This window comes from Aquaticitalea lipolytica (genome assembly GCF_014641635.1).
GTDB classification, from domain to species: domain Bacteria; phylum Bacteroidota; class Bacteroidia; order Flavobacteriales; family Flavobacteriaceae; genus Aquaticitalea; species Aquaticitalea lipolytica.
The window spans coordinates 264,136-282,079 of record NZ_BMIC01000002.1 but is presented as its reverse complement, the minus strand read 5'-3'; the positions used below and the strand labels follow the sequence as shown (position 1 = coordinate 282,079).

At 30.9% G+C, this 17,944-nt stretch carries 18 protein-coding genes; 6 read left to right on the top strand and 12 right to left on the bottom strand.

Features of this window, described 5'->3' with window-relative positions:
- Positions 1-40: 40 nt before the first annotated feature.
- Positions 41-574 (top strand): hypothetical protein, encoded by a 534-nt coding sequence (locus tag IEW41_RS08115; protein ID WP_188605844.1) that lies wholly within the window; start codon positions 41-43, stop codon positions 572-574.
- An 85-nt stretch (positions 575-659) separates the two neighbouring features.
- Entirely contained in the window at positions 660-2,348 is a 1,689-nt protein-coding gene (locus tag IEW41_RS08110) for a hypothetical protein (protein ID WP_188605843.1), read from the top strand.
- A gap of 557 nt (positions 2,349-2,905) precedes the next feature.
- Here IEW41_RS08110 and IEW41_RS08105 read toward each other — a convergent pair.
- From IEW41_RS08105 to IEW41_RS08095, 3 genes are read right to left on the bottom strand one after another with little or no spacing between them, the layout of a single operon-like run.
- Positions 2,906-3,370 carry a GNAT family N-acetyltransferase gene (locus IEW41_RS08105; RefSeq protein WP_188605842.1) on the bottom strand — a complete coding sequence of 155 codons (465 nt, stop codon included), beginning with the start codon at positions 3,368-3,370 and terminating at the stop codon, positions 2,906-2,908.
- A gap of 1 nt (position 3,371) precedes the next feature.
- Positions 3,372-3,668, bottom strand: a complete 297-nt coding sequence (locus IEW41_RS08100) for a hypothetical protein (RefSeq protein WP_188605841.1) — start codon at positions 3,666-3,668, stop codon at positions 3,372-3,374.
- Positions 3,665-4,687 (bottom strand): formimidoylglutamase, encoded by a 1,023-nt coding sequence (locus tag IEW41_RS08095; RefSeq protein ID WP_188605840.1) that lies wholly within the window; start codon positions 4,685-4,687, stop codon positions 3,665-3,667. Before IEW41_RS08095 ends, IEW41_RS08100 begins: the two co-directional genes overlap by 4 nt.
- 109 nt (positions 4,688-4,796) lie before the next feature.
- On the opposite strand from IEW41_RS08095, the gene IEW41_RS08090 reads away from it, so the two are divergent.
- Positions 4,797-5,675, top strand: a complete 879-nt coding sequence (locus IEW41_RS08090; RefSeq protein WP_188605839.1) for a DUF8428 domain-containing protein — start codon at positions 4,797-4,799, stop codon at positions 5,673-5,675.
- A gap of 61 nt (positions 5,676-5,736) precedes the next feature.
- On the opposite strand, the gene hutI is transcribed toward IEW41_RS08090, so the two are convergent.
- Together hutI and fumC are read right to left on the bottom strand one after the other, a co-directional pair.
- Entirely contained in the window at positions 5,737-6,975 is a 1,239-nt protein-coding gene (gene hutI, locus IEW41_RS08085) for an imidazolonepropionase (RefSeq protein ID WP_188605838.1), read from the bottom strand.
- A gap of 101 nt (positions 6,976-7,076) precedes the next feature.
- On the bottom strand, positions 7,077-8,474 hold the full coding sequence (gene fumC / locus IEW41_RS08080; protein ID WP_188605837.1) for a class II fumarate hydratase: 1,398 nt from the start codon (positions 8,472-8,474) through the stop codon (positions 7,077-7,079).
- 206 nt (positions 8,475-8,680) lie between these two features.
- Here fumC and IEW41_RS08075 point away from each other — a divergent pair, with 206 nt between their 5' ends.
- Positions 8,681-9,250: a DUF4256 domain-containing protein gene (locus IEW41_RS08075; protein ID WP_188605836.1), complete on the top strand. Its 570-nt coding sequence runs from the start codon at positions 8,681-8,683 to the stop codon at positions 9,248-9,250.
- Here the strand turns inward: IEW41_RS08075 and IEW41_RS08070 are convergent.
- Both IEW41_RS08070 and IEW41_RS08065 read right to left on the bottom strand, forming a co-directional pair.
- On the bottom strand, positions 9,247-9,909 hold the full coding sequence (locus tag IEW41_RS08070; RefSeq protein ID WP_188605835.1) for an ABC transporter ATP-binding protein: 663 nt from the start codon (positions 9,907-9,909) through the stop codon (positions 9,247-9,249). The two genes, IEW41_RS08075 and IEW41_RS08070, sit on opposite strands and share 4 nt — an antisense overlap.
- Before the next feature lie 38 nt (positions 9,910-9,947).
- Positions 9,948-12,380 (bottom strand): DUF5916 domain-containing protein, encoded by a 2,433-nt coding sequence (locus tag IEW41_RS08065; protein ID WP_188605834.1) that lies wholly within the window; start codon positions 12,378-12,380, stop codon positions 9,948-9,950.
- 216 nt (positions 12,381-12,596) lie between these two features.
- On the opposite strand from IEW41_RS08065, the gene folE reads away from it, so the two are divergent.
- Both folE and IEW41_RS08055 read left to right on the top strand, forming a co-directional pair.
- A complete protein-coding gene (folE, locus tag IEW41_RS08060; protein WP_188605833.1) occupies positions 12,597-13,193 on the top strand; it encodes a GTP cyclohydrolase I FolE in 597 nt (198 codons plus the stop codon).
- Positions 13,194-13,247: 54 nt separating this feature from the next.
- Positions 13,248-13,532 (top strand): hypothetical protein, encoded by a 285-nt coding sequence (locus IEW41_RS08055; RefSeq protein ID WP_188605832.1) that lies wholly within the window; start codon positions 13,248-13,250, stop codon positions 13,530-13,532.
- A 36-nt stretch (positions 13,533-13,568) separates the two neighbouring features.
- Here the strand turns inward: IEW41_RS08055 and IEW41_RS08050 are convergent, their stop codons facing one another.
- From IEW41_RS08050 to IEW41_RS08030, 5 genes are all read right to left on the bottom strand, one after another.
- Positions 13,569-15,794 (bottom strand): TonB-dependent receptor, encoded by a 2,226-nt coding sequence (locus tag IEW41_RS08050; RefSeq protein WP_188605831.1) that lies wholly within the window; start codon positions 15,792-15,794, stop codon positions 13,569-13,571.
- 59 nt (positions 15,795-15,853) lie between these two features.
- The gene (locus tag IEW41_RS08045; protein ID WP_188605830.1) at positions 15,854-16,186 is read right to left on the bottom strand and encodes a hypothetical protein; all 333 of its coding nucleotides are present in this window, start codon (positions 16,184-16,186) and stop codon (positions 15,854-15,856) included.
- Entirely contained in the window at positions 16,186-16,680 is a 495-nt protein-coding gene (locus IEW41_RS08040) for a DUF6787 family protein (RefSeq protein WP_188605829.1), read from the bottom strand. Before IEW41_RS08040 ends, IEW41_RS08045 begins: the two co-directional genes overlap by 1 nt.
- Before the next feature lie 26 nt (positions 16,681-16,706).
- Complete coding sequence (locus IEW41_RS08035) at positions 16,707-17,141, bottom strand: DUF6146 family protein (protein WP_188605828.1); 435 nt, start codon at positions 17,139-17,141, stop codon at positions 16,707-16,709.
- A gap of 118 nt (positions 17,142-17,259) precedes the next feature.
- Positions 17,260-17,901: a DUF937 domain-containing protein gene (locus tag IEW41_RS08030; RefSeq protein WP_188605827.1), complete on the bottom strand. Its 642-nt coding sequence runs from the start codon at positions 17,899-17,901 to the stop codon at positions 17,260-17,262.
- Positions 17,902-17,944: the final 43 nt, after the last annotated feature.

Sequence of the window (17,944 nt, the reverse complement as noted above, 5' to 3'; positions counted from 1 at the left end):
GACTAATTTTATAAAGACATCAAATCATAAAAAATAAATCATGGGAATAGAATTAGTAATTTTTATCGCATCAATATTATTCGGTATTCTTTTGTATTGGAGAGAGTCTAATAGTAATGCTACTTACCGATTTGTAAACAAACTTGTAAACAGTAAAGAGTTGCAAATGAAACCAACAGACAAAAAAGGGTTTATTTTTCAACAAGCATTTTTACCAAGATTAGTTTTTGTAGCAGCTTCTTTTTTAGTAATAGCTGTTATTCTTCAGTTTTTAACGCCAATAAATATATTTGGTAGCTATAATGGTATTTCAATATTTTGTTCGATAATCGTTGGGACTCTTGTAGGCACATATCTTGCAAATTTTGTAATAAAATCAACTAAAGTTATTGAAGAACAAAGTGATTCATTAGAAGATAAAATCCAAGACACTATCGAAAAGGGCAAAGATTTTATTGAAGATTTAAAAACTAAAGAATCTGATGTTAAAGAAGCAGTAAATGAAGTAAAAGAAGAGCCAAAAACTCAAGAGAAAAGTGCTCGTGAGCGATTAAAGGATAAAGGATTGATGTAAGCCTGTCATTCCTCACTTGGATGCGGAATCCAAAAACAAAAAGAATAGATTCTGCGTCGTAGCGCAGAATGACAAATGATAAATTATGATAAAAAACTACTGGAATAGAGGCAAAAGGCAAAAAACAATTACAATTATTGTAAGTATTATACTATTGATTGCTTTGTTTTTTCTACGTGATGATTATCAACCATTTTTGTTATTCATCAGAAAATACATTTTTATTATTCTTGTTAGTGCATTAGTATTGTTTTTGCTCATGCGAAAATTTAGAAGTACGCCTAGTACAGGAAAACGAATTGCATTGCTTGGTACTGTAGCGGCTTATTTTGGGTTACTATATCTTGTAGGTTGGCATTATAAAATGTACGATTATATGAAAACATATAACGTTTTCAACAACCTTAATAGAGTTGAAATTAATGAATTGCCTTTAACCCAAAACGAACGAATTCAGCCGTTACGCAATATTTTCTCAATGGCAAATGAGTCTGTTGGCGAAACCAAAGATGTATCGTTACCACATTTAGTAAGAGTAGATGGAGAGAACAAATGGACAATGGCCATACAACCTTCAGAAAAATATACGTTACAACAAATAAGTGAAAATACTGAAGAAGTATTCGCAGTATCTAGTACATCGCCTTTTCCTCGTTTTTCAAGTGAAAATCGAATTGCAGTAACCTTTTCAATAGGAGAATCTTTAAAATTTAGTCGTAATACATACAATGCAGTAGTGCAACGATTTAATTTCTTTCAGCTGTTTTCTTTAGAGCCTAGTGATACGTTTTATATGAAAAATGATTCAGGTAGTTGGGTAGAAGTTGTTAGCTTAATTAAATGGAAGGGCATTTTATTTCCTTATCCAACTTTTGGAGGTGTAATGGTTATTGATAATGGTGAGCACGATTTTAATGATTATATGGAGCGTGTACTTATTGGTAAAGGAACTTATATAAGTCCAGAGGAAATGCATAAATATCCTTATCTCACAAAACAGAATACATTATCAGAAAAAGTATCTCGTTTGCAGGCAGAATCGTTGAAATTTTTAGGAGGATTTACAGACCCATTACCTTGGAAAATGCAAACAGCTGTAAAAATACCAGATTTACCAGACGACCAGAATCAGCAACCATTTGTTACCGATTTTGATTTTAAGGATACAGATTCTGATGCTTTTAACGGATTATACCATTGGTTTGGATTAGAACCAGTAGGCGATGAGCGAACCAGTTTAACATATAGCGTATTTATTCCTGCAGATGGAACAGATAAGCTTTATTATTATGATCATGCAGCTAAAAAGCAAGGTTATGCTGGAGTTTCGGCAATGCCATTGAAAATGATAGAGTCTCGTAAAGAGTTTGATTGGTCAGTAAATAAACCTGTTGAGTTTAGACCTTATATTAAAGATATAGCAGGCCGCAGACGTATGTTCTTTTTAGGAACAGTATCTGCCATAAAAGATGACTCTAAAAAATTTGATGGTTCTGCAACACCAGATTTAGCACTTATTGATAGTGAATACAGAGATGTAATTTGGATAGATGTAAAACACCCAAGTCAATGGGATAAAACAGTTTATGATCAATTAAATGAAGCTTGGAGAGCAAGTGAAGGTATTGGTTATTATTTTGTTGAAGAAACTAAAGATATTGATGTAGTGCAACAAGCAATAGATTCAATTTTAACAATGCCTAGAGTTAATGAAAATGCTGATGAAATTGAACAATTACAGCGTAAAATTGATTCGTTAAAAAGCCAAAATTAGAAGTGAAATTAAAACTCATTCATTTTATAAAATTTTTCATTCTAATTCTATTTTTAAGTTCACTACTTTTTGAACTTCATAAAGTTTTAGATTATATAGATGTAACAGGAGAAAGTTTTTCTTGGAGAGTAATTGTAATTACAAAAGCTTTCCAAACAACACTATTTCTAATTTTACCATTAATAGGAATATTTAAAAAAAACTTTTTGGGTTGGGTTTTAATATGTCAATATTTTTATTTTTTTCTTATTAATTTCTTATTAATTTTTAATGAAGGTTTAATTGTTTATTCTGTCATATTAATACCCTTGTCATTAATTCTTTTAATGAATTATAAAAAGGTAAGTTTTGATTATTTTAAGATTGAAAAAGAAAAATTATTGAAATTTAATATTTTCGCTTTTGTAGTAGGTTTTTGTTTAGCAATTTCTTTAAAAATATTTAATAATTTCTATTATTTTGATATGATATAATATTTTTAAATTTAGTTGTGTTTGCCATTTTGACAACGAAACAGAATGACAGAAAAAGCTAAATTAATAATAGGATTCCTGTTTTTACAGGAATTTTAACTCCATTTTAATATTACTACGTTTATAAGGCGAGTTTGCTTCAACAGGAATCTCAATAAAACCATGTTTTCTGTAAATATAAATAGCGTTTTCTAGTAACGTATTAGAGTAGAGCATTAGTCCTTTAAACTGACTTTGTTTGGCAAAATCTATACAATGTTGCATAAGTTGCTGACCAATTTTATAACCTCTATGGTTAGGCGATACAGCCATTTTTGTAAGTTCAAAAACACCATCAGCTTTTGTAGGCATTAAAGCAACAGTGCCAACAATTTCATTGTCAAGTTTTGCAAAGAAAATATGACCTCCTTTATCAATAATATAAAGTTCTGGTTTGCTTAACACTTCTTCGTCAAATGGCTCAACATAAAAATAAGTTTTAAGCCATTCTATATTTAATTCGTAAAAATCTTTAGAATATTGTTTATTAAAAGAAATAATCTTTATCATACTATTGGTAAAAAGTTAAGTATGCAATAACAGCCACTGTCATTAATGAAAAAAACATTGATAATATAGCTAGAGATCTGTTTTGTGCCTTATTAGTAATCAATCTATATATGACTACAATTGGTATAACGCAACCTAAAAATAGCATTGGAATGGTCGTTAGTTCTGTAATAACTCCCCAAGCAGTATTATCCCAGTTATTTACAACTGCATAATCCATAAAAAGTAAATACAAAAAAACTATAGCGCTGCTAATAAACAACCACAAATCAATACTATATTGCTTATCTTGTTTCATTTGGATTGATTTGCTCTCATAAAATCGGTTACTAAATAGGTAATAAGTTTTCCAACTTTAGTTTCGGTTTCAGGTGTTGGAGCAGCTTCACAGATATGCAAATATTGTGCGTTTTTATGTTTTCCAAAATAATTGACAAACGCTCTAGCTTTTTTTACACTAAAACCACTTGGTGTCATGGCGCTACTAGGCATGTTTTTTATTGCATCACAATCTAATTCAACACCAAAAGGTTTGTCACATATAAAATCTGAGGCACGTTCTAGTTCAGATTTAAACGAAAGTTCATTTCTTATAGAAATAGCTTCAAACGTGTTGTATTGTATAGATTTAAACTTATTTAAAATCTGAAATATATTATCAGAAGTGTAGTTTTCATGCAATCCGAAAATGAAGTAATTTTTCATAAAACCTTCGGTATATGCATAGCTAAAACCATTACCACTATGTCTGCCTTCTTCACGTCTAAAATCGGAATGTGCATCAAAATTAACAACATTAATAGGTTTTTTATAAGCCAATGATGTGCCTTTAATATTTCCGTAAGCATTGTTATGTCCACCACCAATTATTATTGGTGTTTTTCCAGCTTTTACTATCTGATATACTAAATCGGTAACGTATTTATCTATTTTGGCTACTTTTTTTCGGGCTTTAGTAATATCTTTTTTGTTGTTTTGGTCTAGTAATTTTACTTTTTCCATCATATCAGAAAAGTCTAAATGACCAAGAATTAGAACTTTGCTTGGGTTTGTAAACTCGTTACTCTGTATATTTAACAAAACTTTTAGAGTGGCATCCCAAGCCTTTGAAGCACCTGTATTTCCGTAGTTTGCGAATACTCCTACATCTTCTTTTATACCAAAAATAACATAGTCAACGTCCAAAGTTAAAAGTGAATCGTATATAGTATTGAAGTCGGGAAGTAATTGGACATGATTTCCAAACTTGGATTCGCTAGGACGATTTTTTAAAAGATTTTTTAAATCGTTATTATTAAAGAGAATAAGTTTATCCATGTAGGAATTTGTTTAATTTTACTAAAAAATAAAAATACAGTTTTATTTATTTCCTTCATCAAAAATAAATTATTTAAAATAGAATTAACGTTAAATACAACAAACACTTATGGAAAGTACAAACAAAGGCACAGGATTAAAAATTGCATTAGGAATTTTATTAGCACTGTTTTTAGGAACAGGATTTTACACTTCAAAATTGTATAATGACAGTAAAAAAGTACAAGCTGAATTAACAGAAGAGAAACAACAAGTTATGACAGACTTGAGTAACATGGCAAAACAATATGATATTGCTATTGGAGAGAATGAAGCTGCAAATGCAGATTTAGTAGAAGCAAGAAATCGTATTCAAGGTTTAATGGATTCATTAAAAATTTCTCAAGCATCAGTTAAAGGATTATGGAGCTATAAAAAGAAATTTTTAGCGTTACAAGAAGAAATGGATGCGTTGTTGACTGAAAATGACAGATTAAAAATTGAAAACTCATTATTAGCAACATCTTTAGATAGTACTAACGTTAGATTAGCTGAGCGTACAATGTTTTCTGATTCATTATTAGTGCAAAACAACGAATTAGCTAATGTTGTTGAAAATGCCGCTGTACTTCAAACTGTTGATTTAAAGAGTTATGGTGTTATTGAAAGAAGTTCAGGTAAATTAATTCCTACTGAAAGAGCTTCAAGAAGTGATAAAATTAGAATATGCTTTACTGTAGCTAAAAACACTTTAGTTGGTGCTGGAGATAAAGAATTATATGTACAAGTATTAGATCCTAGAAGTAATGTTTTAGGTGTAAATGAGCAAATTCAATTTGGTGATAAATCATTAAATTATAGCTTAATAAGTAAATTTAACTACGAAAACAGAAGCATAAACATTTGTGAGTTTGTTTCACCTAGTGGAGAGTTTTCTGAAGGACGTTACACAGTTAATGTTTACAACAAAAAAGAATTAGTGTCTTCTACACAGTTTACACTTAAGTAATAGATATAAATTAATTAGTTCATTATGAAAAACCCGAAAGTATAGCTTTCGGGTTTTTTATTTATAAAACTATTCGTCCATTAATTATAACCTTATCAATCAGATTATCTCCAAAGGCATAAGGTAAATAATGATAACTAGGAATTTCTTTAGTTATAATTAGGTTCGCTTTTTTACCTCTGCAAATACTTCCGTACTGATTGGAAATTCCCATAGCATAAGCACCATTAATTGTAGCTGCGTTTATAGCTTCTTCAGGAGTCATTTTCATTTTTATACAAGCAGTGCTTACCACAAAATTCATATTACCACTAGGAGTAGAGCCAGGATTATAGTCTGTTGCTAGTGCAATAGGTAAACCTGCATCAATAATTTGACGAGCTGGAGTATAAGGAATACTTAAAAAGTATGAACAAGAAGGTAATGCAACTGGCATTGTTTTGCTGTTTTTTAAAGCATCAACGTCTTCATTATTTAATTCTTCTAGATGGTCAACAGAAAGTGCATTGTATTTCACACCAAGTGCTACACCACCAAATGCATTAAACTGATTAACATGTATTTTTGGAATTAATCCATGCTCAACACCTGCATTTAAAATGCGTTCGGTATCTTCTAGAGAAAAATAACCTTTCTCACAAAATACATCAATGTACTCGGCTAAACGCTCTTTGCTTACTTTAGGAATCATTTCATTTATAACAAGGTCTACAAAGGCGCTTTTATTGTCTTTATATTCTTTAGGTAAAGCATGTGCACCTAAAAGTGTTGCTTTTATTTTTACTTGCGATTCTTTGCTTAGACGTTTAATAACTCGTAACATTTTTAGTTCGGCATCAACTGTTAATCCATAGCCAGATTTAATTTCAATAGCTCCTGTTCCTAATTTTATAACAGCATTTAAACGTTTTAAAGATTGCTCGTAAAGTTCATCTTCGCTTGTGTTTTGCAGTTTTTCAGCAGAATTTAAAATACCTCCACCACGAGCTGCAATTTCTTCATAGGTTAAACCATTAATCCTATCAACAAACTCTTGAGATCTGTCTCCAGCAAAAACAAGATGCGTATGTGAGTCACACCAAGCTGGAAGTACTATTTTACCTTTAGCATCAATAACTTCATCAGCTTCTATATTTTCATAATCATCCATACTACCATATTCTACAATTGTGTCATAATCTATTAGCACGTATGCATTTTTAATAGTTGGAAGAATTTTCATATCGTTACCTTTTACAATGGTAACGTTGGTTTCTCTCACTTGAAGTAGTTCTTTGATGTTTATAATAAGTAAAGACATAAATAGAGTTTAGATTCTAAATTTAGGAATTTAAATGATAAAAAAAAGTGCTAGATGAATGAATCATTAGCACTTTATCTGTTTATACTTTGGTTTTCGGTTTATTTTAGTCCACCAACCATATCTTCAGGTTTTACCCAAGCATCATAATCTTCTGCTGTAACATACCCTAAATTAATAGCTTCTTCTTTAAGAGTTGTACCATTTTTATGAGCAGTATTTGCTATTTCAGCAGCTTTATAATAACCAATTTTAGTGTTTAAAGCTGTAACCAACATTAGAGAATTATTTAATAATTTTTTGATGACATCGTGATTAGGCTCAATTCCTTGCGCACAATGTTCATCAAAGCTTATACATGCATCACCAAGCAATTGCGCAGAGTGTAATACATTGGCAGCCATCATTGGTTTAAAAACATTTAGCTCATAATGACCTTGCATTCCACCAACTGAAACAGCTACATCGTTACCCATTACTTGAGCACAAACCATAGTTAAAGCTTCACATTGAGTTGGGTTAACTTTTCCTGGCATAATTGAACTTCCTGGTTCATTTGCTGGAATGATTATCTCACCAATTCCACTACGAGGACCAGAAGCCATCATACGAATATCGTTAGCTATTTTATTTAAACTTACTGCAAGTTGTTTTAGAGCACCATGAGTTTCTACTAAAGCATCATGAGCAGCAAGAGCTTCAAACTTGTTTGGAGCAGTTATAAAAGGTAACTCGGTAAATTTTGCAATATACTCAGCTACTCTTTTACTATAACCTTTAGGTGTGTTTAAACCTGTTCCAACTGCAGTGCCACCAAGTGCAAGTTCGCTTAAGTGTGACAATGTGTTTTGCAAAGCTTTTATACCATGATCTAATTGAGCTACATACCCAGAAAGTTCTTGTCCTAATGTAAGTGGTGTGGCATCCATTAAATGTGTACGACCAATTTTTACAACATCTTTGTAAGCTAAAGCTTTTTTATGAAGTGTATTACGCAATTGTATAACACCTGGAATAGTAGTTTCTACTACCTTTTTATAAGCCGCAATATGCATTCCTGTTGGAAAAGTGTCATTAGATGATTGAGATTTATTAACATCGTCATTAGCTTTTATTACAGCTTCACCTTCACCAATTACTTTCCCAGCAAGTTGTTGAGCTCTGTTAGCAATAACTTCATTTACATTCATGTTACTTTGTGTTCCAGAACCTGTTTGCCAAATTACTAAAGGAAACTGATCATCGTGTTTTCCTTCAAGAATTTCATCACATACTTGAGCAATTAAATCTCTTTTTTCTATAGCTAGTACACCTAATTCACAATTAGTAAATGCAGCAGCCTTTTTAAGATAAGCGAATCCATACACTATTTCTAAAGGCATAGATGCTGGTGTTCCTATTTTAAAGTTATTACGTGAACGTTCAGTTTGTGCTCCCCAAAGTTTATCTGCAGGCACTTTAACTTCTCCCATTGTATCTTTTTCTATTCTGTATTCCATAGCTTTTTTTAGATGATTTTTTACTGTAGCAAAGTTAAGGTTTTTAGAGGTTATTTATAAATAGAAAGTAGGATTAGTTTTTAACTATTTATTCGCTTTTTAGAATGTTTAAAATTGCTGTTTTTGAATTAAAAAATTAACTTAGCTATTAAGAATGATATTTTACTTGCTCAATTTAAGATAGTTTAATTAAGAATATTCCGCAGATGACAACTAAAAAGAATAATGTACTAACACAAAGCCAACATGAAGAGTTAATAAAAATATTAAAAGTTCGCTTTGAAAAAAATATGAGCAGACATAAAGGTATTGAATGGAATAAAGTTGAAAACAGACTAGAGGCTAATCCAGAAAAGTTGTGGTCACTTAATGAAATGGAAATAACTGGAGGTGAGCCAGATGTTGTAGATTTTGATAAAACTACTAATGAATATGTATTTTATGATTGCTCTGCCGAAAGCCCAAAAGGACGTAGAAGTGTTTGTTATGATAGAGAAGGATTAGAGTCTAGAAAAGAATATAAGCCAGAAAATACAGCAGTTGACATGGCTACTAGTATGAATATTGAGTTACTAAATGAAGAGCAATATAAAGCATTACAAAAATTAGGGAATTTTGATGTTAAAACATCAAGTTGGTTAAAAACTCCTTCAGATATTAGAAAACTTGGAGGTGCTATTTTTGCAGATTTTCGTTATGGAAATGTGTTTGTATACCATAATGGAGCTCAATCGTATTATGCAGCAAGAGGTTTTAGAGGAGTATTAAAGGTTTAAACAACAATGTTACCGTCAACCATAACCAGTTTTCTGTCAGCCATGTCTGCTAATTCTTCGTTATGAGTAACAATAACAAAGGTTTGCCCAAATTCATCACGAAGTTTAAAAAACAGGTTATGCAAATTTTCGGCACTTTCACTATCAAGGTTTCCCGAGGGCTCATCAGCGAAAATTAAATCAGGATTATTTACTAAAGCTCTGGCAACAGCAACTCGTTGTTGTTCTCCACCAGATAATTCATTTGGTTTGTGATCATAACGATTTTTTAAACCAAGAAAATCTAATAATTCTTTAGCACGCTTTTCAGCATCAGATTTTGATGTGTTTTTTATAAATGCTGGAATGCAAACGTTCTCAAGAGCAGTAAACTCAGGTAATAACTGATGAAATTGAAAAATAAAGCCTATATGTTCATTTCTAAATTTAGCAAGATACTTATCATTTAACGAATTGATATCTATATCATTAATTAACAAAGAACTATCTTCTTTTGAGTTTGCTCTATCGAGTGTTCCTAAAATTTGTAATAATGTTGTTTTTCCTGCTCCAGAAGCACCAACAATAGATACTATTTCGCCTTTTGTAATGTTTAAATCTACACCTTTTAAAACGTGTAAATCGTTATAATATTTATGAATATTTCTTGCTTTTATCATGCTCACAATTTAAGACTTTAAGCTGTGATTGGCAATACTCAACTCGATTTCTTATTAAAGACATTTTTTATATTGTTATAATCTATAAAATAGACTAAACGAAGTGAAAATGTATGCTGAATAGGCTGTTCAAATAAATCACTTAAACTATCAAAATAATCATCTGATGAAGCATTTGAGAAATTAAATAACTGGTTTCTGTATAATGCTGACAATTGACTTCCTGGAGCAAATTGCCATGAGTATGAAAAATCTAAATTCCATGTGTTAAAGTTTACATTTGGATCTTCAATATCATTAACAGTATAGCCAGTATCTTTTGTTAGTCTACCATTATCCTGAAGGGTAAATAACTCGTTGTCATACATTACTGTTGACCAATAGTTTCTGAATGTAAGTGAAAGCGCATGAAAGGAGTTAAAATTATAGTTACCAGAAATGCTATTTACAATTGTTTTTTGATCACGTTCTCCAAAAATAATATCATTTCCTTGAGTATCTGTATAACCTCTGTCATTATAAATCATATTATAATCAAATGAATAACTAATTAAAAGTTTATCACTGAATCTTACTCTTGGGCTTACACCAAACCAATATTCGTTAGTATTTCTGTTTTTTTCAAAATAAGTGGCACCTCCAAGATTTGCATCAAAAGCAAAAGTTTTATTATAGTTTGTAGATACCCAAAGATTAGAATTTATCCTATTCTCATAAATAAAATAACGGCCTTCAGCTCTAGGTTCAAAATAATCGAATTGTTTTCCAGGTTGATGGTTTATATTACCTCCAAAGTTGTGTAATGTTTTTGTTTGGGCATTATAATTAAAACCAAAACTGCTTCCTGTATATTCACCTGGATCTGCTAATCTGGTATAATTAATATATGTTCCTATATAGTAGTTATTCAATTTTTTTGTTGGCTCAAATGTTCTGTAAGAGGCGTCAACTCCAAAATTATTGAAATTGTTTCTATATTGTAAACCTAAATCGTTTATGTTGTATTTGGTATCAGCATAGCTATGATCAAAGCTATATCTAAAGTTACCATGTACTTTTCTTGCAACAAAAAATGTACTCAATCCCGTTGTATTACCATCAAGATTATTAACGTTACTCATTTTTACCTGACCTTCAATATTATAAGTGTTTTTCTTATTGGTAATATCTGCTAAAAGTCCTGTAACATTTGCGTCTCTAAAATGTCCACTACGAGTAACATTAGTATTAATTAAGCTTATAGATGAGTTACCATTAAATTGCTGGTCTAAAACTATTATATTGTAATTAGATAATGGCTCAACAACTTCTTCTCTTACTGCGCCTGTAATAGAGTCTCTTATAATAGCGTTAGTTTTTTCTGTAATGGCATTAAATACACCAATACCTAATCCTTTTTTAGTTCTACCAGACACTTTAGCAGCATTCAATACTTTTACTGTATTAGGAAAATTGGTTACTTCTTCGTTTGTATTAAGTGTTACATCTCCAGATGGTCTGTTGCCAACACGTCTAGAAAAGAATAAATTACCTTTACTAAATAAATCTACTCCTTCAGTAAAAAACTGACGTTGCTCAGAAAATGTTTGTTCAAAAGGACCAAGGTTAAGAGTTCTATTATCAAAACCAGCCTGACTAAAATCTGGAATAAGTGTCATATCTAAAGTAAAGTTTTCACTTATACCATATTTTACATCTAATCCTAAACTATAATCATCAGTAGTTTTGCCATCAAATGTATTTATAAGTGTTGAGGCAAATGGGTAAAAACTCAATCGAGTAGGAGGTTCAATATCTTTTAGGCCTTTTAATTCTCCATGATATAACCCAATATTACCTTTTGTTATATCTAGTGGATTCCATGTGTATTGTTCACGAGTTTGCCTAAACTGTCTGTGAAACTGTAGTCCCCAAGTTGGTTCTTCTTGATTTGAAAATCGTAAAACTGCATAAGGTATTTTCATTTCTACAATCCAACCATCATCAACAATTTTTACAGCACTATCCCAAACAGCATTCCATCCAAAATCTTCTCCATTGCTGGGATTAGCAATAGCATCAGCTTGTGTTCCTGTTGGAAAAACTACTAGTTCAGTATCATTTTGAGCATCGTTATTAGGGTTTAGGACTACTAGAAAAAAATCATTCTGCCCAAAATTATCTCTGCTTGTTACTTGCTTCATAATTAACTCAGGCTTGTCATACAAATATGCAGCTATATATATTGCATCATTGTCATATGTCATTTTTACTACAGTTTTCTGAAAATCTTTTTCAGCAACTCCCATGGTAGGCCTAAATTGAGTAAAATCTTTAGCTTCCATGGCGTTTTCCCAAGCAGCGTCATCTAATACACCATCAATTTTTGGTGGATTATCAGTTCGTGAAATTTGTAGTGTTTTTTTTTCTTGCGCTAGAATTGATGAGAGACATAGCATAAAAACAAGAATGAAATTTAAGCGGTTTTTCATGTTTTTTTGATTGATGATTTTTTATTGTTTTTTAAAAGACAATAAAAAATTTAGTTTGTTACAGTTAATTACAAAACTAACTATGCATTTTTTGTGATTATCATAAGTAAACGTTAAAAACCTTAATAGATTGTTAATGTTTTTTGAAAGGTAAATACCATTAACTAGACAAATAAATTTTGTTTATTTTTATAACTACTTAACTAAAACTATAAAATGCCATATAAATATTTTGAAGAATACAACGAGCAGGTAACAGAAGATATTAAAGCTCGTTACAAAAGTATAATTGAAGATTTAGGTGAAGATGTTTCACGAGACGGATTACTTAAAACTCCAGAAAGAGCATCAAAAGCTATGCAGTTTTTAACTCAAGGGTATAATCAAGATGCCGCTGAGATTCTTAAAAGCGCAATGTTTAAAGAATCTTATAATGAAATGGTAATTGTTAAAGATATTGAGGTGTATTCTTTGTGTGAGCACCACATTCTCCCTTTTTTTGGAAAAGCACACATAGCTTATATTCCTAATGGTCATATAGTTGGATTAAGCAAATTACCTAGAATTGTTGATGTTTTTTCTCGTAGATTGCAAGTACAAGAACGTTTAACACAACAAATATTAGATTGTATTAATGATACTTTAAAGCCTCAAGGTGTAGCCGTTGTTATAGAAGCTTCACATATGTGTATGATGATGCGAGGTGTTCAAAAACAAAACTCAGTAACTACAACTTCTGGTTTTAGAGGACAATTTGAAAAAATTGAAACTCGTAATGAGTTTTTAAAGCTTATAAGTAATTCTTTTTCTTAGTCTAATTTTTGGTATGTTTCTTGTTTATAACAGATTATAAATTAAAATTATTAAATGAGTAAATACAAAAAATTAGCATTAGGAATCGTTTTTGATGCTTTAGGTTATACGAGTTTTATTATTCCAGGAATAGGAGAGTTTGCCGATATTATTTGGGCTCCTGTTTCAGCATGGTTAATGACTAAAATGTACAAAGGCAAAACTGGTAAGGTTGCAGCAATTATAAATTTTGTTGAAGAAGCACTTCCTGGGTTTGATGTTATTCCTACCTTTACTTTAATGTGGTTATACACTTATGTTTTTAGTAATGAAGAGAAAACTATTCAAGTAAAACAATAAAAAAATCCCTTCCGTTTTCTGGAAGGGATTTTGTTTTTAAAGTGTGTATGTAAGACCAATATTAAAATTGCGTCCCATATTGTAAATGCCTTCAGGTTTTAATCTAGATAAATGATTAATATATTCTTTATCAGTTAAATTACTACCAGATATAGCTATGCTCAATTCATTATCAAAAAGTTTAACAATACCACCAAATCCAACACTTAATAAGTCATAACCACTAGTTGTAGTTTCAAAACCACTAACATTGTTTTGTTTAAAAGTAGAATTTAATTTTATAAAGGCATATCCTTTGTCTAGCCATTTTGTGTTATATTCAACTCTAACTGTGTTATTCAAACTATTTGCAGGAATTAGAGGTAAATAGCTGTCATTATTATTTTGTTTACCTGTAACGGTTTCAAAGCTGCTTTCAAAATGCAACCAATCTAATGGGTGAGGATGTAAATGAAACCCGATTTCTCCACCATATAACTTAGCATCATCTTGAAGATAAAGATAAACATCTGTATCATCTATAACATCGCCATTTGGTGACAGAAAAATGTAATCATTTACAATATTATAAAAACCATTTGCAAAAAGCTCTAAATGCTCATTTTTGTATTCTAATGCTAAATCGATTTGAAAATTCTGTTCATTGTTTAGGTTTGGATTTCCAATTTCATAACGATTAGTACCTTCATGAGTTCCATCTGAAGTTAATTCAGCTAAATTTGGAGCTCTAAACCCTGAAGCTAAGTTTAGTCGTGCTGTGATTTGATTTGCAATATTTGTTTTCACTCCAATAGCACCATTAAAACTATTAAATTTTTTGTTTAACCCGTCAACGACACTTATGGTTCTATTATCAAAGCGTGCACCTAGTTGTATATCTGCTTTTTCAAAATGAATATGTGATGTTGCTAAAATCCCAATATCATTTGTAGTTGCATCAGGAATTAATTCTTCTTCACCATAATTAGCGTTATTTTGACTCATACCTTGAACGCCTACAATAGTTTCAAACTTACCAAGTTTTGGAAGATTGTATTTTATATCATAGTTAAACGTTTTTAGCTTCATGTGAAGTGCTGCATCTAAGGTTTCTTCTTCATGCTCTTCATGCTCATCTTCTTCATCTTCATCATCATGATGATGTTCTTCTTCAAATTCTTTTCTGTCGTTATATAATAATCCTAAATTGATATCTAAACTCGAATTATTAAAAAACACTGTAGATTTTGAACTTAAAATATGATTAGTAATATTCTGATAAGGTAATAATGGCGCTCTGTTAGTAGATTGTTCTCCAATTTCTTCTGGAATACCTAGTTTTGAGCTATTTAAATTATAACGCAGTTCTGTTTTAAAGTTGTTTACTTGGTATCCTAAAGCAGCTTTAAAATCTTGCTCTCTAAAGCGTGTATTTGTTACTCTATAACTGTTAGTTTTATAATCTGAATGTTCTGCTAAGCTTCCTCTAAAAATGTATTTAAATTTTTCACCAGAAGATTTAAAACCTGCATTAGTATTGTAGCCTTGAGTATTTGAATAGTAATTTGCACTAATATCACCACTGGATGTGTTGTTTTGCGCAAATCGTTCTGGATTAAAATACAATACTCCACCAAGCGCATCACTACCATAGAGTAGAGAAGCAGGCCCTTTAATTACTTCAACACTTTCTATACCAGCATCATTAAGTCCAAGACCATGTTCATCGCCAAATTGTTGATTTTCTAATCTAACGCCTTGAGTGTAAACTAAAACTCGATTAGAACTTAAACCTCTAATTACAGGCTTGCCAATACTCACACCAGTTGTTACAGTTTCTACACCAGCAATATTCGATAATCCATCAGCAAGTGTAACTGCACCTTTAGATTTTAAATCGGATATTTTTTCTTGCTCAACTTTCATTACATTTTCACTCTGTAATTTGTGAAAAGGAGTTGATACAATAACCTCTTCCATTTCAATTGCTGAAGGGTTTAGTTGTACATTTAAAATGTCTGTATATGGGAATGTGATGTTTTGAGATAAAGTTTCATAACCAATTATGGAAACAACAATTTTGTATGTTCCAGTTGGAATGTTTGTAAGACTAAAAGATCCGTTTTCGTCTGTAGTAGTTCCTTTTTCTAATTGCGGAAAATAAACATTCGCAAAAATGATAGCCTCGTTAGTAGTTTTGTCAGTAATAACTCCGTTTAAGTTATTCTGAGAATATAAAGATGGCATTGCTATTAATAGCAATACACTAAAAATAATTTTCATATGATTTAATTTATTTAATAGTTTAAACTGCCGAATTGATTTCGGTCTAAAATGAAGTATTAAATAAATTGAGGTGGACCTCTAAGGGAAAAGTGTAAGTGCTGATACTCACTCAACATTGTGTATTCTGAAGCAATAATTTTATAATTATCTTCAGCAATAACAATCGTTGTAGTGTAATTTGGAACAGAAAAAGGAGTGCTTAATTTAAATTTATAAAACTTACAGTCTATATCTAACTTGTGAAGATGTGCTTTATATTCTCCTTTACATATTTCATGTTGATGATGATTAAATGCGTGAGATAATTTCACTAAAGAAGGAACTAATAAAGCAATTGCTAAGATTAGTGTTACTAGTTTAAAAATTATATGTTGCCTTATTTTGTGCATCAATTAATGAATCGTTTTAGACCAAATCTTCTTAGCATCTTCTTTTCAAATTCCCAAAAAAATTGAAACTGACCAAAAAGCCATCCAAAGAATACTAATAAAATTTGATAAAATATAAGCCCAATAATAATATATAAAAACCAATACACAAAAGGGTTTAAGTTTTCTTTAGTAATTCCTAAAAGTGTTATTATTGGTTTTCCTATTAATACAGATGATGAGCCAGTTATTGCAAAAACAATAAAAATGCGAATAATTTCCCATCTATAAGTAACAATCCATTTTTTTTCTAACAGTTTAAATAAAAAAAGGAAGAACTTTAATAATAAGTAGAATAGTACTAAGATTATTAGTGGAGTGAAAACAATGTGAAACTCTGTAATGATTAAAAAAGCTAATTTATAAGCACTATAAAAGAGTCCAATTATACCAATTAAAGGGAATATAAGCTGCCAGTTTTTTTGTATTTGCCAGTTTTTCTTAAATTTTTTCATAGCATATTTTGCAGTGCAAATATACTTTAAATTCTAGGAACGTAACCTGTTAATTTTTGTTTGTATGTAAGTTGAAAATAGATAAAATAATTATAAAGTTTGTAATTTACCTCGTATCCATAATCTATGCTAGGATCATAATCTATTCGCATTTCATACAAATTAGGATTAAAATTATGAGGTTGTAAAACACGCGAATTCCACTCGGTAACATACAGCCTGTTTCTGCCTTCTAAATATTGCTGTGAATAATACCCTTTAGGCTGTGCTGTACTTACTAACCATGAGTTGAAACCTGGTTCAATTATGATGACTTCGTACTCAATATCATCATTAGCTATTCTAACAGTATCTTGCTCATGTAAATTGGTAATATCATTAGTGTTTTTTATTGCTGTGCCTGATGTGTTACAGCCTACCAATAAACCACAAGCCACAAGGATGTAAACAAATGTTTTCATAAGAATTTCTTTTCTACTAAAGTTACAAAAATAATGCCTTAACTATTTATTTTTAAGGGTTTTTAACAAAAAAGCCAAGCAATAATGCTCGGCTATAATAAATATATTTTGGTAAATATTATTTTTTTCCAAAAAGACCTCCTAAAAGACCTGCAAGTCCACCTTTCTTTTTATTGCTTCCACCAAGCACCATACCAGCAACATCATCAATTATGCTTCCGTCTCCATCAGCATCAAGTATAGATTCTAAAAAGCTTTGCTCATTCTGAGGAGAATTGCCTTTAAGCAAACCACCTAATAAACCTTCTAGACCACCTTGACTATTTACATTTTGTTGTTTAGCTTGATTACCAAGAACACCCATTAAAATTGGAGCAGCTACTTTAAGTATTTGTGCTACAGAGCCTGCATCAATTCCAGATTTCTGACTTAAAGCATTTTCAACATTTTTTTGCTTACCACCTAAAACGTGACCAAGTATTTTACCACCATCATCAAGTACATTTGAGTCTACACCTCCAGAAAATAATCCGCCTAGGTTTTCTAAAATGCTTCCATCATGCTTGCTATTTAAAGCGCCAAGCAACCCTTCAGCGCCTTGAGGTGTAGATGCATTTCTTTTCATTGCTTGCATTAATACAGGCAATGCCATAGTTAGCACATCTTGCGTTTTGTTTTCAGGTTGTTTAGTTTGGCCAGCTACACCACTTACAATTGTTTTTCCTAAATCACTGTTTAATAGGTCTAAAATTCCAGACATTTTTTATTATTTAAAGTTAGATTTTCAAAATACAAAAAAAGCT

Coding starts and splice junctions, on each gene's coding strand:
- IEW41_RS08100 (WP_188605841.1), bottom strand. CDS start 3,668: ATGAAACAAGATAAGCAATATAGTATTGATTTGTGGTTGTTTATTAGC.
- IEW41_RS08105 (WP_188605842.1), bottom strand. CDS start 3,370: ATGATAAAGATTATTTCTTTTAATAAACAATATTCTAAAGATTTTTAC.
- IEW41_RS08110 (WP_188605843.1), top strand. CDS start 660: ATGATAAAAAACTACTGGAATAGAGGCAAAAGGCAAAAAACAATTACA.
- IEW41_RS08050 (WP_188605831.1), bottom strand. CDS start 15,794: ATGAAAATTATTTTTAGTGTATTGCTATTAATAGCAATGCCATCTTTA.
- IEW41_RS08040 (WP_188605829.1), bottom strand. CDS start 16,680: ATGAAAAAATTTAAGAAAAACTGGCAAATACAAAAAAACTGGCAGCTT.
- IEW41_RS08035 (WP_188605828.1), bottom strand. CDS start 17,141: ATGAAAACATTTGTTTACATCCTTGTGGCTTGTGGTTTATTGGTAGGC.
- folE (WP_188605833.1), top strand. CDS start 12,597: ATGCCATATAAATATTTTGAAGAATACAACGAGCAGGTAACAGAAGAT.
- IEW41_RS08065 (WP_188605834.1), bottom strand. CDS start 12,380: ATGAAAAACCGCTTAAATTTCATTCTTGTTTTTATGCTATGTCTCTCA.
- IEW41_RS08075 (WP_188605836.1), top strand. CDS start 8,681: ATGACAACTAAAAAGAATAATGTACTAACACAAAGCCAACATGAAGAG.
- IEW41_RS08055 (WP_188605832.1), top strand. CDS start 13,248: ATGAGTAAATACAAAAAATTAGCATTAGGAATCGTTTTTGATGCTTTA.
- IEW41_RS08045 (WP_188605830.1), bottom strand. CDS start 16,186: ATGCACAAAATAAGGCAACATATAATTTTTAAACTAGTAACACTAATC.
- IEW41_RS08030 (WP_188605827.1), bottom strand. CDS start 17,901: ATGTCTGGAATTTTAGACCTATTAAACAGTGATTTAGGAAAAACAATT.
- IEW41_RS08115 (WP_188605844.1), top strand. CDS start 41: ATGGGAATAGAATTAGTAATTTTTATCGCATCAATATTATTCGGTATT.
- fumC (WP_188605837.1), bottom strand. CDS start 8,474: ATGGAATACAGAATAGAAAAAGATACAATGGGAGAAGTTAAAGTGCCT.
- hutI (WP_188605838.1), bottom strand. CDS start 6,975: ATGTCTTTACTTATTATAAACATCAAAGAACTACTTCAAGTGAGAGAA.
- IEW41_RS08095 (WP_188605840.1), bottom strand. CDS start 4,687: ATGGATAAACTTATTCTCTTTAATAATAACGATTTAAAAAATCTTTTA.
- IEW41_RS08090 (WP_188605839.1), top strand. CDS start 4,797: ATGGAAAGTACAAACAAAGGCACAGGATTAAAAATTGCATTAGGAATT.
- IEW41_RS08070 (WP_188605835.1), bottom strand. CDS start 9,909: ATGATAAAAGCAAGAAATATTCATAAATATTATAACGATTTACACGTT.